The sequence below is a fragment of the Serratia sp. CoH_134_PS_4 genome (assembly GCF_058190535.1).
Window position 1 is genome coordinate 1 of sequence record NZ_JBXWKI010000022.1, and the last position, 14,529, is coordinate 14,529.

The window sequence follows — 14,529 nt, forward strand, 5'->3', positions numbered from 1 at the left end:
GCGGAGCTACAGATTACGGAGACGATCGGGGATTAACCGATTTTTGAATCCAAAGACCAGGCTAAAACCTGAGTACAAAAGAAGAAAAAGGACAGTCAGAGTCCATGACAACCCGACCACACTTTTAATTACACCACGGAAAGTATCAAAGCTTAATGTAATATCTGACGATACAGGGTCTTTAGTTAACAAAAGCATCATCCAGAAGGTCAGCACAGGAAGCATTATTGATACAGCCACAATCACACGGATTGCCAATTCAGATAACCCCGTAAAAAACGCCCATAAATCATTACCACGTTTAAAACCCTAGTCAGGGTGCGGTTTTTAATTTCCATAGCCAATCCTCCAATCACATGTGATTACCAGTAATACGTATCTCCGACCTTTTCACCGTCGATATAAATATCAACGTAGTTCTGGCTCCGGCACCCTGGCGGGTAATGATTGCCGTTGTTGATAATGCACAACTGGTTTTTCTTGAATTCGGCGGGCTTGGTTTCATATTTCGTACACCATTCGTCGCCGTGGCCGTGCGCCCAACGTACACACTCTTTACGCTCAGGGAGCCATGCACCTTTACCGGTGCTAGCCGATCCGCTGCTACCACTGTCTACGGCGCAGGATGAAAAGCTGGGTAACGGCGATTTGCCTTTCTTGACCCGTTTAAGCATCGCAGAATGCGCTGAGCTGCATCCCTCAGGAAACCCACTGGGCAAACACAGCCAAATCGCGCATTCATCCTCTGATGCGGCATAGGACGTTTTCGGCGTAAAGCCACTGACGAGTAAAAGGGCAGACAATGCCAGCCCTGCAAGCAAGGTTTTCATATTGAACCTCTAAATTGAATTTACGGTGGAAGGGGATTAACGCGAAAGATAAATATCCGTGCTGTTGCAGTTCAGGCAATCAACTTTAGCCTGATATCGAATAACACCTTTAGCCCCATGCTGACGAAGCCATGACTTGGTAGAGAAGAAACTCTCCGAGCTGGTTGTCGCCACCATCACGAATGGCGAATGCAATACTGAATAGTAAATATCGGCGGTATACGGTGTATGAGGTGAAAAATCACGAATGATATTCGACCATCGGCCACTCACCGACAGCGACGGGATCAGCATGTTGTTTTCCTTCCATGCCGGTAATCCTGTGTTCAGGATTTCTTGATTGCCTTTCCAGTCTACGGGCGGCGGTGGAGGCGGGGAAGAACACCCAGCGAGGATAAACGCCGCTCCAAAAATAAGTTTTTTATTCATTCGTTTTTTCCTTAACGCTACCAACCACGAACACATTCGACTTCACCTTTTCTATTTGTTGATGTAGCAGGAAAATGCGCGCGTTGTTTTCCTCAAGCTGCACGCGAATAGCTTGCAACTCTTTAAGCTGTTCCTGCTGTAACTTAATCAACTGCTGCGTATTGGTATCCGCTTTAACATCATACGAAGGTGTACCCGCACAAAATCCGACAGTAGGGGCTAAGAACATAGCCACTGTGATTACTCGTTTAAAAAAAACCATAAGGACTCCTTATTTAAATTACAGCATTACATGCTGATAGCAAATCTCACTCCATCGTTAGAATAATTCCGCCTCAAGCTCTCCTAAAGACAGCATGACTTCCTTCGATGGATAATCCAGTCCTTTACGGCCTGTTGCCGTCCCCCTATTCAACTTTTTAACCTCCGCTTCAAGTTTAGGTGACACCGAAACAAGCTTATCCATGAAGTAGTGGTTGTTATAGTAGAATGCTTTTTTACATTTGATGGGGTTTTCTCCTTTGAGCAAGATAAACTCCTCTTCAAACTTCAACGTACTAAGTTCCTGAGGAAGAACCAGCGCACGCTGTGCGTCACTCTCTGATTCACCACGACTTAATCCGCCCTTACTTCTATTCTTACTTTTCCCTGTATTCTTTAACGTGGTGTAACCTAATTTAGCCGAGACTTCATCCGCATCTTCTTTTTCACTGACCGCATAAATCACCCGACAAGGATGGTTTGCCATTAATGACTTAGCCCCATACAATCCGTAAATCTCAATCAGCTGTGCGATATTTTGGTAAATGGTTAAAAGTTTCAGCTTAAAGCCAGCAATGAATCCAGAGGCTTTCTTGATGTAATGCATCGCACCAATGGATGGGAACTCATCAAGCAAGAAAAGAACATCATTTTTGTTTTCCGGCACGAAGTCCGGATTTTCACGCATATTAACGTCAATGGCAAAATTGAAAAACAGATTTAAAAATGAATCAGCAATCTTTGCATCATCGGCGTTAACACCGATGTAAACCGTGATTTTCTTTTTACGTAACTCTCGTAAATCAAAATCATTGCGGTCGGTAGCTGCACGAAAAAGCGGAAGCGTAAACGAATCAAGCTTTTTCTGAAATGTCTCTTCCGTACTAGATTTAGCTTCACCCTCTGCCTCAAACAATTTTTTAATCTTGTTCAATGCATCGTTGATAATATACGTATCATTAGCATTCCCTTGAGACATTTCAACAAGTGCTTCTCTGTCTGACAAAAGCGCCTCCTGATCTACGGCAAAATACAAATCCATTACCGTACCGATAGAAAAAAGAGGTTTTACGCTGATGCTCGCAAGGAATTTCTTGTCATATTTAATCAAGTAATACAGCAGTTCTGTAAACCCAACAAAAACCCGACTGGCCGCGCTGTTAAAGTGCGCTTCCGGGCCACTCAATCCAACTGACGGCCAAACAGTTTCTGCCAGGTTCTTCAAATAACCAGCCCCTTTCTCTGAGGCCAGGTCAATATAGAAAAGTGGGTTAAAACCGTGGGTTTTGCTGCTGAACGGATCGAGAAGATAAACCTTATGGCCGAGAATTAATTGCCTGAACTTACTGGTTATCTTGTAACACTCTTGCTTAGGGTCAAGCACAATCATCGAGTGCAACCAGCTCAACAAATTGGGAATAACTACAGCTGCCCCTTTACCAGCGCGTGTACCCGCCCCCATAGAGATAAAATCCGGGGCGATGTAGCGCAACAGCTTACCTTTATGGAGGCCGATAATGACCCCCCCTTTACTATCATCGCCCCAGGTCACGACCTTGGAACGACGAATATCGGCATCACTGGCAAATTTGGCATTCCCGAACAGCGCGACCTTTTGCGTAGACAGTTGGATCATCAACCCCAACATCGCCACCAGGGAAACCCCTAACCCTATAGCCAGAGCCAAAAGCCCTTGTAACCGTATATCAGAACGGACATTGCTATCCGTTAACACCTGGAACAGCATTGAAAATCGATAAATTTTGAAAAAGCGGCGCAGCGAGACGCCGTTCAGGAAGTAAACCGCCACACTGGCGACCATGACGGTAAGCACTCCCATCATGATCGCCACAAAAACCCACTGCCCTCGGTTAAATTGCCCCATGCCCCAGCTCCTTCATGTATTGCTCGCGATGTACGGGTTTGAAATAAATCTCCCCCATCCGGCGAACATTGCCATTAATGTCAATGCTGGCAACCACATCAATGCTGTTTAAAACTTTACGCAGCAGAACACTGTAAGGCATGTTTTGGCATTCGGTATTTTGATAACAACGCTCAACCATACCGATTATCGCTTCATACGGAGAGCCTGCATGTAAAGATGAAATAATCCCTTCATGCCCTGAACCGATGATTTTTAAACAGTCCCATGCTTCCCCACCGCGAATTTCCGCTAACAAAATTCGGTCAGGGTTCATACGGTAATTAGAACGCACTAATGACGCAGGGGTAACAATCGCCTTATCACCGGCCTCAGCCGGGTAAAAGAGATGTACATAATTCTTGTGCTTATAAAACTTGATTTCGGGGTTATCTTCAATCGTGGTAATGCGCAGATGCAACGGGATAAAACCGATCAGGGTTTTCATATAAGTAGTTTTACCCGAGCCAGTTTCCCCCACAATTAGCATCGTCTTTCCGTATTCAACACATTTTTCCATAAAAAGAGGAATATTGCCCGACTGGTAAAGCTTCAGAAGTTCATCATCATGGTTCTGGGTGTTTTCTTTCCCCATTACCCGATTATAAAAACCGTTTTCTACATAAGATTGATGTTCAACGTTAACCAGCGTCGGTTTACGAATGGTAATAGATACTGTTTCCCTTTCGCAAGTTGGCGGGAGAATTACCTGACAGCGCTCTCCGGTTTCCGTTGTCGCCGATAGTATGGGTTTCAGGTCGGAGATATCATCATCATTGGCGTTTGCCAGTGCTGTCGAGAATGCCATGCAATCGTCTAATGTTATTGGGGATTCATGTTCTTGCCAAATCCCCGCAATTTTCGTGAAAATTTGACCTGGACGATTAACCGCAACTTCGGTTAATCCCTCCATTGCCAGAAAATCGCCAAAATACTGATTTTGGTAATACGACAGTGATTCGTTGATTTTCTTTTCCATTAGTATCCCCATCCTTTTTGTTTAACAGCATAAACATTTGAAAAATCGATATCCTCACCGGTAATCAGGTTAATAATCTCACCCTGATTTTTATAAAGCGTCGGCGGGATATTGACGCTGTTTTCAAATGCGGTTTTAGCCACTTCCGCCAATGACTGGCGGCTGTTTTCGGTGTAATCCGTATTACGGTCTTTGCTACCGGCCTGATCGGTAATGGCACCGGTAACGTCGGGGATCATCCCCAGCATCAGCGCCCCACCGAAACGGTCGAGCCAATGGCTATCAATCCAGCCTGACACCCCAGCTTCCCCCAACTCCCCGGCGGCTTGTGTATCCATCATCGGGATATCGAGGTAGGGTTTCTCCCGCGTCCTTAGCTTTGTCACCATGATGAACGCGCGCCCCTGGCCGTGATTTAACGTCCCGGTGCGGTATACGCCTTTGGCTTCTGTCCCTTTAGGGATCAGCTTGACGTTCCCGCTCGCGCTGTAAATATCTTTACTGATGGTGCAGCGAATTTTACCGGCCAAATCAGAAATAAACCGGTAGTCCAGGGAACACGGAATATTTGTGTTTTCCGATATATACAAGTCGGGGTTGAGCGATATGCGTCTAACTTTTGGTTGGTTAGCCGGCGATGCTCCCCCTTCTTCTAATGTGCCTGGTGCGCCAGGTGTACCGGGTGAGGTTGCAGCCGGTACAGCGGTAGCGTTGGCCTGCGCGTCCTCAATTGCCTGCTCTTCTTTGCGGGTTTTACCGCTATTTTCCGCATTGGCTGCCCCGTCCACCGTCTCCAATGCCATATAGCGCGAGAATGTCGGTTTTTGGGGGGGTAATGGGGCGGCGTCGCCGCTGGCAGCTTGTTGCTGGCTGTCATCGCCTGGGGTACTACTGGCAGCAACAGGCGCAGGCGCCGCAAACGGATCAGAGCCTTTACCCAGGTCGGTACGCCGCGCAGCCACGCCATCATTACGCTGCGCATCACTGCTTTGCTTCGAATCCGTCTTAGGGCTGCGGTTCTTTTCCCAATAGTTAAAAGCAAACGTCCCGATGATCACCACCCCGATAGCCATAAAACCAATGCCAAACAGCATCTTGTTTTTCGGGCGTTTTTTCATCTTGGCAACATCAGCGGCCGTGGCTTTTGAATCCTCTGCCGGTGCCGCTTCTTGCTGCTCGGTCAAATACTTCTCCCGGACAGCTTTTTCCATATCAGCCACTGACATCTCCGCATCTGCTGACTCTCCTGCAGATGAGTTTGACGGGGTTTGGCCAGCAGCCCGTTCACGCGCTTCATTCTCCAATTCGTCTACGCTTTTTTCCTGGTCACTCACGGCTGTACCTCCACACGCTCAACGTTTGGCGAGACTGTGTTCCCGTCTTTTACGGTCACTTTCCCGAACCCTTGATTTTCAACCCCGACCACGCTGTCACCAGAGCGCAGCACAAACCGGGGGTTGGTTTGTGAAATCACCATCACCTTAAAATCGCCTTTCTGCTCTGTGGTTGGTTTCACAGAGACTTCCTTGCCGTTTTCTTCCAGGAACACACTCGGGAACGTCTTAACCGGAGAGAAGCCCATATACGTAAACCGGCCATCGTCATAGGCAAAGTCCGGCGTAATAAGGCGGCTACCTTTCGCCACTCGCATCGAGTACGCCCAATTGCGGGGAGCTTTAGCCAATTCAAATTGGCGCTCTATGCTTTGTTGCATCCGTTGTTTTTCGAACTCTTTTTGTCGCTCCGCCTGGGCAACCTGTTCTTTCATCCTGGCTTCCTGCGGGTAGAGGTAGTTGACGACATACGCGACATCTTTCGTTGACTTGCCTGCGTCAATCAGACGCAATTCCAGACTGTAGAACCGCTTAGTCGTTGTCACAAAAAGGTTGGTACGCCACCCCTCATCGGTCGGCTGGAATACCTGAACGGTCTCTTCCGTCTCACCGTCATCACCACCGCTCTTGACGGCTTTCACCGTCTGCTTGATCGGCGCTACAGTGATGTACACCCGGTTAGCCTCTTTCTGAACATCCCAGCCTTTCGGCATGCCGACACGCGTACTGATCACGTCCTCATCATCATCAAACACCAGGGTCGACACATACCCCTCAGAGGCTTTAACTACCGTGGTATTCCTGGGATTAAATGACACCTGCTGCATACGACTGTCATAGCTGCTGCCCTGTGGTACAGCCGCCGCCAAAACGCCCCCTGACCACACCAGGGCAACGCCAAGTGAAAGTGCGCTTAACGCTCTCATGATGCCCCCTGTTCCTGTTCACGCTGATAGCTGGTCACGGTAAAACCCAACGGGTTTAACTGGCGTTGCTCAGCAGACATTTTTTGCGATGGGTCAAACCGATAAGTCAGACGTGTAGTCCAGAATTGAGAAACAACGTTGCCGCTTTTCACATCCCGGATACGTTTTTCCCAGCGAATAGTTGCCAATAAATCAGGGTTATCTTTATTCGATGATTCGGTTACGAAGTCAGTAATGATTCGCACCTCAACGGTGGATGTTGCGCCATAAACCTTATCTGGCGCATTGGCACCACCGTACCAATCGAGATAACCTTTATTCACTTCACCGGTTCCGTAGACTTGAACGGCGTCATAGTCATGTTGTAAACGGAACCAGTTATAACCTTCGCGCTTTTCGACGTAATTACCGATGAAATATTTCGCTAACGCTAAGTTTTCTGATTCTTTACCATCTTCAACCGTAGTGACCTTTTCGATATAACCCGTCAGTTTATCGGCAACATAGAGATCGACTTTGGTTTCTTTCAATGGCAGTAAGGTAATAAGGCCAATCAAAGCCAGCACACCGAAAAGAACACCGACCCCCGCAATAATAAAAGCAATTTTCTTATCGCGCTGATCACGCTGAATAGTTTTTAACTCAAAACTTTTTGAAGCGGCCAGATAGTCTTTAGTTTTACTAGACTTACTTAACATAAGCGCCTCCAATAGAGGTATTAATTGGTTCTAATTGCCCCGATACCGGAGGAAGGGTGTTTTGCTGCGTTGCACATCCAGAAAGCACGCACAGCAAAAGCAGCACGCCCGTTATTTTCATAGCGAGTACCTTAAATGTATTAAAAATTAATGGAGAGTAACGTCAATGAGGAACAGAAGCGGTTATCTGATTACATGGCGTCTTTAATCTTTGGTTCGTTTTTAACTGTAGGTGCGCTTTTCCATTGCATCCCGGAAGAGGTTTTTGGCGCTTTCGGAGTGATGTCAGCTGGTTTAGGACTCTCCCCGCTCACTCTTGACGCCATAATATTACGGTATTTCTCAGTAACGGCCTTGGCCGTCATTTGTGCCCCCTGTCCCATTGCATACCCTGCGCGGCCTGTCGTGCGGGCATCGCCCTTAAAGCCCTCGCTCATGCCTTTCCCCAAATCTTTTGCGCCGCCTTTCCCCATCTTAACCATGCTCTGCGCAGCTTTAGAGGCACCAAACAACCCAACCCCCACCCCCATTGCTGCCGCTGCCTGCATTGTGCCTTCAACGCCAACACCAGCGAGCTGTGTGGCGAACTTACTGGAAAGCCAAACAAGTACAGCAGCCAAAACACCGGTCGCACAAGCCTGAGCACCGAGTAGTATTAAATTACTCATATCCGCTTGTTGGTTAGCTTTGGCAAGAACATCATTAAATAGGGTTATGGTTATACCAATAAAAAGAGTCGCAAAAAGAACTGTCAAAATACTTGAGAATATAATTTGCAGCCAATTATTAAACATTTGACGCAAGAAGCCCAAGAGCATGCAAAAGATAAATATAGGAGCAACAATTCCCATTAGTAGTATCGTTATCTCTGCAATTACAAAAACCGCAGCAGATACAAGCGTAGTAACTAAGGATCCAGCCCAGGCAAGCATAGCGCCAATGCCACCATCAAGCTTTACGTAAGTAGAGTCGTCCAATTGAAGTAACTTATTGGCTAAATCAGATGTACTCTGCCACATCGAATCTAACATTTGCCAGGGATCTGAACCATGCCCAGATACAGAAGCAAACCCATCTTTCATTCCATTAAGCGCATCAATTGTTAGAGTTAAATAACCTCCGAGATTAAGCATAAACGCCAATATTACTGACATTTTTGCCAAGTCCCATATGATACTTTCAATTGGACGCTGTAGTTTACCAGCAAAAATACGATAACCAGAAACTAAAACATAGAGTGAAATTGTTGCTTGAATAAGAGTTGCCATTAATCCGGCATAAGCCATCATCTTGCCCTGCGTTGCTGCTTGCAGGGCATCCATGACGGTATTATGGAAATGGACGAAAAGTCCTTCACCCGCCATATAAATACCTTATCTTTTCATAAGAGGTAAAAATTTTGCCTTTGTCTGTTCGTCACCTAATTGAGCGAAAGAAATAGCAGCACGACGAGCAAACTCACAGTTGTCGCTTGCTTCACCAGAATCAAGGCAATTCTTATAGACCTTGTACGTTTCATCAGGGTGGCTTTTATACCAAGTCTCTGATTTCGTTTCATCCTTGCAAGCTGAAAGCGAAAATAGAGCAGCAGTAATGAAAGTAATGCTCGCGACGTTAAGTTTCATTGTGATCTTCCCTTTTAGTAAGTAGGTACAGACGCCTTTGCCTGTTGTTCACGAAACGCCTTGTGTCGTTTCGCTTCCAACAGTTTATCACGCTGTTCGGCAGATTTAATGTTCATTTCCCATTGCGTAGAGAGCACGTTCAAATGCACACTCTGCGCCTGGATACTGTTCGCCAAATCCTGTGACTCTTTGCTGTCCTTGGAGTAGCTAATGCGATCGGCCAGCTGGTTAATATTGGTCAGCGTATCGTTGATTTTCTTTTCAACCTCCGAAGTCTGCTCTATCTGCCAGGCTTTATTGACCACTTCCTGCTTACACACGGTGGCAATTGACGAATCGGCTTTCGGGTCGCAAACATCAAACGACTTATACTTGTCGTAAATACGCTCTAAATCGCCAGTAGGCAGGTTATCACTGAGAATAAAGTCATTCAGGCTCAAGCCACGTTCCTGAAGTGCCTTTATCTCGTTTTTCATACTTTTGGCCTGGTTAATGAACTGCTGTACATCACGCACACCGGTCGCCGTTGCAAGCTGATCCTGATAAGAACGAAGCTGGCTCTTATAATGCTGAACTGTCTGTTGCCAGTTTTGCATCTCCCGCACGAACTCCTGGGCGCGTTGGATATTGCTAACACCATCAAAAACCGGAATACCCCCGGCCAATACGGAAGCCGATGGAGAAAACAACGCAGCCAGCAGCACACATGCAGTCAGTTTATTGCTTTTCATAGTAATTCCTTATGCAACTAGTTTTAGGTACGAATCAACCCACTCGTCCGGCTTCATGCCTTCTTTAAAGATTGAGTCGAAGATTTCCAGATCGTCTTTATCAGCGCTGAGTAATTTGGTGGTTACACCAAGACCGGATAAATCCAATGTAACAAGCGCAGCAAAATCATTAAGGTCGCCTTTATGCAAAGGTGATTTAACGATAAGAAATTGCCGCGATAACGGATCAAGACTTTTAATAATATTAAAATACCGCTCGGGGACTTTCAGCTTATTCACGTACTCGTCATAGTCGGCCTTAGGATTTGCCATATAGAAATGCGTTGTACATTGTTCACGCATTGCCCCTGACACACTGCTTTTTATAATCTCCTCTGGCGATTGCGTCGCGGGGATCATCAGTCCGTTAAGTTTACGCATCGTTTTAAGACGGTTATAAACAAAATCGGCGAAAGCCTCATTACCGATCCATTGCCAAAATTCATCCATTTGAATAATTAAACGACGACCATCGAGCAAGCTGGTAACACGGTATAGAAGATAGAAGGATATGGCGGGACAAACATCGGGATTATCCAAGAACTCAGTGCCATCGATGCCAAATATATCATACTCACTCAAATCGAAAGTATCGTTATCATTATCGAACACCCAGGCTAAATCACCGCCCTGAGCCCATTTTGCTAATCGAATTTTAAGGCCATCTTCCCGGGCTTCTGCTGTTGATGGCTCGCTGATATTTTCCAGGAGTTTCGTAACACCAAAAGCACGAAGCTCTTTAGGCAATTTCATTACCCGGTTGATACCGTCATTGAGCATCTTTTCTCTACGTTCTGAAAGCGTATTGCCATTTGCTGTACACAGAATTTTCATCAATTGCTTGATGAAAATGATATTGCGCTTGGTGGGTTCCAACATGAAGGGCGCGAATCCGCTAACTTCACCACTTTTAACCATGAAATACTGCCCACCCAACGCCCTGATCCCCGGTTCTGCTGCTCGGTCTTTATCAAAATACACCGTCGTCAGCCGCTTGGATTTCACATTGCTGGGGAACAAATCCTCCCTGCGCCACTTCTGAGCCATTGCGGCCAGGAACAGCATCAACACCGTTTTACCTGACCCGGACGCACCGAGGATATCAGCATGGCCGAGCGTCTTCTTTCCCCGCTCATCGATACCCATTAGCGTGTTATGCAGATTGAGGTCATATTTTCCGCCTGAGGGTGTTTTCAACTGCACCAACGGCTCCCCCCAGGGAACACCGTCGCGCTTACCGGCGAAAAAATTATGTAATGACTCAATATCCACAAAGTTCTGACTGCTGACCGGCACCAGACGCGGACGAAGATGATACACCCCCGGCAACTGAGCCAGGAACGCCGCACCCAACGACAACATCGACAGTGATACGATAAGCCCCAGATCTTCGAGAACGGTCACGATAGCGTTACTGTCACGTACCAGCTCATCCATCGTATCTGCGTATATCATTAGCGAGTAATGGAAGCGGCCAAACGAAATGACACCCGATGTCACAAGGTCTTTCGCAACTTTCAAATCCACCAATTGCGACTCAGCTTCATCACCGGCGCTGTTTAAGTGCTTTAGCTTGTCATCAATGCTGGTGATCGTTTCCCGTTTCCCCATAGCACTGAATGAAGTCGTTAATACATACGTCACCGGTTGGTATAACAACGCATCCATTAGCCCTGCCTCGGTCTGCTCACAAAAATCCTTGATTTCTATGGAGCGGAAGAAGCGTTTAGATCTCGCCGTATTAACTTGCCCGGTATCCTGTGAAAGAAACAAATCAACACCACCCAAAACTTCATAAAATGGCGTTTTAGTTAAGCGTACCTTTTGCCAGATACCCGATAACAAATACTGATAAAAGCTGAGTTGTGAAGAATAAACACCAGTTTCATCTTCATACATGCCTAGCGGCCTTGCATGAAAGCGTTTAAGCGACGCACTTAATTTACTGATTATTTCGCGCATCTCAGGCAGAGTTTCTTCAATGGCCTTCTTTTTCTCGGCAGGTTTACGCATCGCGTTTTGTGCCTTTTGTTCCTTGGTAAAAGGCATATAACACACTGTATAAAAAATACGGTTGCGATAAAGCTTCGTGTCTCTGATTCCGTCATAATATTTACGACTTATTTCATCAGCGAGGTCATTACCACTCGGCGAATCCAGATGCTCGTAAAACTCTTCACGAATACGGTGAGTATAAAACGTGACCGGCTTACCCTCCCACGACCGGAGCATAGTATTTAATTGATTATTGATAATTTTCAAATCATCATCTTTCTCGCACTCGAAAGGCACACCCAAAATTTCCCAAGTGGCGATTTCATCAGTGCTTCTTGTTTTAACGATTTGAGTATCAATGTGAGATGAATAAGGAATGATTTTTTCCAGCGGCATACGCTCATTCAATTTCATGCTATTGATTATCTCCGACATATCAACCGCATCATATTGAGCGGCTGAAATAACAGTGGCGTCATAATGACGATTCATTTTAAACACGCCACGCGTTTGATATTTCAACCAAATGAGATGAAATATCGACTCATCTTCATTGGTCATTCTTCGCATGATAAACCATGCCGCGATTGCGAGGATAAGACAGAACCAGCTTACGTTAGCGCTGAGAGTAATCAGCGCTCCTTCTACGACAACGAACGGAATAAGCGGGACACCAATCCCGCGTAATACCGGCTGCCGTGCTAATGCCTTAAATAAGGTTGCCATGCAGCCCCCTGAAACTTAAGAAAGCCACTTACCGATCTCGGCCGCAGCAGAGATGATGCCAGCGCCAAGGATAACGCCCCAACAGTCCTTGATTGACTCACCACGGAACAAGCAACGGAAACCGACGATCAGCGCCGCAATCGCGACAGTAACGCCAACAAGTGAGTGTGCCTCTTCAAAAACCTTTTGAAGCAGTTCCTCTGTTTTAGTCAACCCAGCCGCATTTGCAGATGAAGCAGCCGTCAACGAGACGATAGCCAACAGGAACTTGTTTTTAAAATCACGAGCAGTCTTGAACATAATATTACCTATTTAGTGTATGGTTATCGGCGATGAATTCGCCGCGAATTAACGTGGTTGGGTATAATGTGATGACCTTCTTATCCTTAATTTCCCTTTTATCCTCTCCTATTTTATCTGTAGCCTTGTCATATTTAGTACTTGGAACAACAAAAGTTTTCCCTGGTGAATCAGGATAGCCAATACGTTCAACATAACTTGTCTTATTGAACTCAGACTCTTTCTTTTTCCCGGTATTAAAATTACCGGAGTAGTAGCAGCTCAACGCGTTCTTGAGCGTTTTTCCCCTGGTGTAGCAGTCGGTGAGTATCTTTTCGAATACAGTTAGATTGGTGCAAGGGTTAAACAGTTTTTCAGCATCAACATTGAATTTTTCAAAGTTAGTGCTCGTAATTTGCATCAATCCAACCGAGTAGCGTCGTTTCTTCAATTCGATGTTTCTGACGATGGAAAGCGCATCTTTTTTATTATTTGGAAGATGAGTTATAACGCTCTTCCCATCTTTTATCCTTTGTTCTTTTGGAATTATCTCTGCAATAGCATAGGGATTAAGTCCTGATTCAACCCTGACAACATCCATCGCAGTATCAGGGTGAACAGTGGCTGCGCACTGCATCGCAAGTGCGATAAATGTTGTAGATGAGATCATATTAGTTATTCCGTAACAGAGGTTTTTAAAGTAATTTACTTCTTTTTCAAAATTGGTTACTCGTCACTATTAGAACAATTTATTGCTTTTAGCACTCTCTCACGTAGCTTTATATCTGTTAATCTCTTTTCTCTCAGAGAAATGAAACTCTCTATTTCACTAAATTCTTTTCGACCAATTAAAAAACATTTATCGAAAAGTGGAATAAAAAAATCGCAAAACTCCTTATCTTCGGCGCAGTCACCGAACATAGTGAAAATAGCTGATGATGATTCAACTTTTTTACTATTATTAAACTTGACAATTAAAAATGAAAAGATGATCAAGCCCATTGATAAAACAATGAAGGTTATACCTTTAAAAATAAAAACAAAAAGACATACAAAAATAGCTGAAAAGATGGTAACCAATCCATTCCTTGCTTCAACTTTATTATTATGCCGGTCGTGTTTAAGAATCTTATCCATGTAGTAATCAGTATCGTGTTTCATAAAAACCCCTTAATCTAACTATTGATTTCACGAACATATATAAATGAGAATTACAGACAACCAGAAAGCGCCACAACCCAAAAAGATTAATTGCCATGCGTGCCGAATTAGAGAATTCATAAAAACCCTCTCAAACATAAAGTAGTTTACATTACATTAATGAAATTAACGTTTAGCCATTTCTTTATTGCAGGACTTATAAACCAATACCAATTTACAATTATCAGTAATTGGCTTGATGCTAATATTTTTGCACTGGATTAAATCAACAGGAGTAGATACAGCCAAACAAATAGTAGCTTTAGGTTTTTTTTCCATTGCGATCGCTCTCAAACGCTTTGATGATATCGTTTTTGGCCTTCTCCCCATGCAAATCGATTAGATACTGAAAGAATTGTGCCGTGGTGATCTGTTTCCCCGTCATAAATGACACTTCGATTGCCAGTTTTTCAACAACTTGCTTTCGAGGAGCGCCAATGTAAATTACACCTCCTGCCGTTGATGGCTTTTTTATACGATCAAGACCTGTATTTGATGACATGAAGTCTCCTGATAAGGATGCAAAAAAGTACCGCTGAGTTTCCCCAGCGGT

General features: G+C 45.1%; 16 protein-coding genes. All 16 read right to left on the bottom strand.

Going from position 1 to position 14,529, the window contains the following annotated elements; all coding sequences use genetic code 11:
• Window positions 1-362: 362 nt before the first annotated feature.
• The gene (locus AC2FCQ_RS23385) at window positions 363-830 is read right to left on the bottom strand and encodes a conjugal transfer protein TraL (RefSeq protein WP_241391969.1); all 468 of its coding nucleotides are present in this window, start codon (window positions 828-830) and stop codon (window positions 363-365) included.
• Between the two features lie 36 nt (window positions 831-866).
• On the bottom strand, window positions 867-1,259 hold the full coding sequence (locus tag AC2FCQ_RS23390) for a cag pathogenicity island Cag12 family protein (protein WP_261136818.1): 393 nt from the start codon (window positions 1,257-1,259) through the stop codon (window positions 867-869).
• The gene (locus tag AC2FCQ_RS23395) at window positions 1,252-1,521 is read right to left on the bottom strand and encodes a hypothetical protein (protein WP_261136820.1); all 270 of its coding nucleotides are present in this window, start codon (window positions 1,519-1,521) and stop codon (window positions 1,252-1,254) included. Before AC2FCQ_RS23395 ends, AC2FCQ_RS23390 begins: the two co-directional genes overlap by 8 nt.
• Window positions 1,522-1,578: 57 nt before the next feature.
• Window positions 1,579-3,405, bottom strand: a complete 1,827-nt coding sequence (locus AC2FCQ_RS23400) for a type IV secretory system conjugative DNA transfer family protein (RefSeq protein WP_261136822.1) — start codon at window positions 3,403-3,405, stop codon at window positions 1,579-1,581.
• Window positions 3,392-4,423, bottom strand: a complete 1,032-nt coding sequence (virB11, locus tag AC2FCQ_RS23405; RefSeq protein ID WP_219015155.1) for a P-type DNA transfer ATPase VirB11 — start codon at window positions 4,421-4,423, stop codon at window positions 3,392-3,394. The genes AC2FCQ_RS23400 and virB11 overlap by 14 nt, the downstream gene beginning before the upstream one ends.
• Complete coding sequence (gene virB10 / locus AC2FCQ_RS23410) at window positions 4,423-5,757, bottom strand: VirB10/TraB/TrbI family type IV secretion system protein (RefSeq protein WP_261136824.1); 1,335 nt, start codon at window positions 5,755-5,757, stop codon at window positions 4,423-4,425. The genes virB11 and virB10 overlap by 1 nt, the downstream gene beginning before the upstream one ends.
• Window positions 5,754-6,683 (bottom strand): P-type conjugative transfer protein VirB9, encoded by a 930-nt coding sequence (virB9, locus tag AC2FCQ_RS23415; RefSeq protein WP_261136826.1) that lies wholly within the window; start codon window positions 6,681-6,683, stop codon window positions 5,754-5,756. The genes virB10 and virB9 overlap by 4 nt, the downstream gene beginning before the upstream one ends.
• Entirely contained in the window at window positions 6,680-7,381 is a 702-nt protein-coding gene (locus tag AC2FCQ_RS23420) for a VirB8 family type IV secretion system protein (RefSeq protein WP_126179346.1), read from the bottom strand. Before AC2FCQ_RS23420 ends, virB9 begins: the two co-directional genes overlap by 4 nt.
• A 191-nt stretch (window positions 7,382-7,572) precedes the next feature.
• Window positions 7,573-8,745, bottom strand: a complete 1,173-nt coding sequence (locus tag AC2FCQ_RS23425; protein WP_261136829.1) for a TrbL/VirB6 family protein — start codon at window positions 8,743-8,745, stop codon at window positions 7,573-7,575.
• 9 nt (window positions 8,746-8,754) lie between these two features.
• Window positions 8,755-9,006 (bottom strand): EexN family lipoprotein, encoded by a 252-nt coding sequence (locus tag AC2FCQ_RS23430; RefSeq protein WP_126179348.1) that lies wholly within the window; start codon window positions 9,004-9,006, stop codon window positions 8,755-8,757.
• Between the two features lie 14 nt (window positions 9,007-9,020).
• Window positions 9,021-9,737, bottom strand: a complete 717-nt coding sequence (locus AC2FCQ_RS23435; protein ID WP_126179349.1) for a TrbJ/VirB5 family protein — start codon at window positions 9,735-9,737, stop codon at window positions 9,021-9,023.
• Window positions 9,738-9,746: 9 nt separating this feature from the next.
• Window positions 9,747-12,497 carry a VirB4 family type IV secretion/conjugal transfer ATPase gene (locus AC2FCQ_RS23440; RefSeq protein WP_261136832.1) on the bottom strand — a complete coding sequence of 917 codons (2,751 nt, stop codon included), beginning with the start codon at window positions 12,495-12,497 and terminating at the stop codon, window positions 9,747-9,749.
• 15 nt (window positions 12,498-12,512) lie between these two features.
• A complete protein-coding gene (locus tag AC2FCQ_RS23445; protein ID WP_126179351.1) occupies window positions 12,513-12,797 on the bottom strand; it encodes a TrbC/VirB2 family protein in 285 nt (94 codons plus the stop codon).
• Window positions 12,798-12,801: 4 nt separating this feature from the next.
• Complete coding sequence (locus tag AC2FCQ_RS23450; protein WP_261136834.1) at window positions 12,802-13,446, bottom strand: lytic transglycosylase domain-containing protein; 645 nt, start codon at window positions 13,444-13,446, stop codon at window positions 12,802-12,804.
• Between the two features lie 56 nt (window positions 13,447-13,502).
• Entirely contained in the window at window positions 13,503-13,937 is a 435-nt protein-coding gene (locus AC2FCQ_RS23455; protein ID WP_261136836.1) for a hypothetical protein, read from the bottom strand.
• A 301-nt stretch (window positions 13,938-14,238) separates the two neighbouring features.
• Entirely contained in the window at window positions 14,239-14,478 is a 240-nt protein-coding gene (locus AC2FCQ_RS23460; RefSeq protein ID WP_261136838.1) for a hypothetical protein, read from the bottom strand.
• Window positions 14,479-14,529 lie beyond the last annotated feature (51 nt).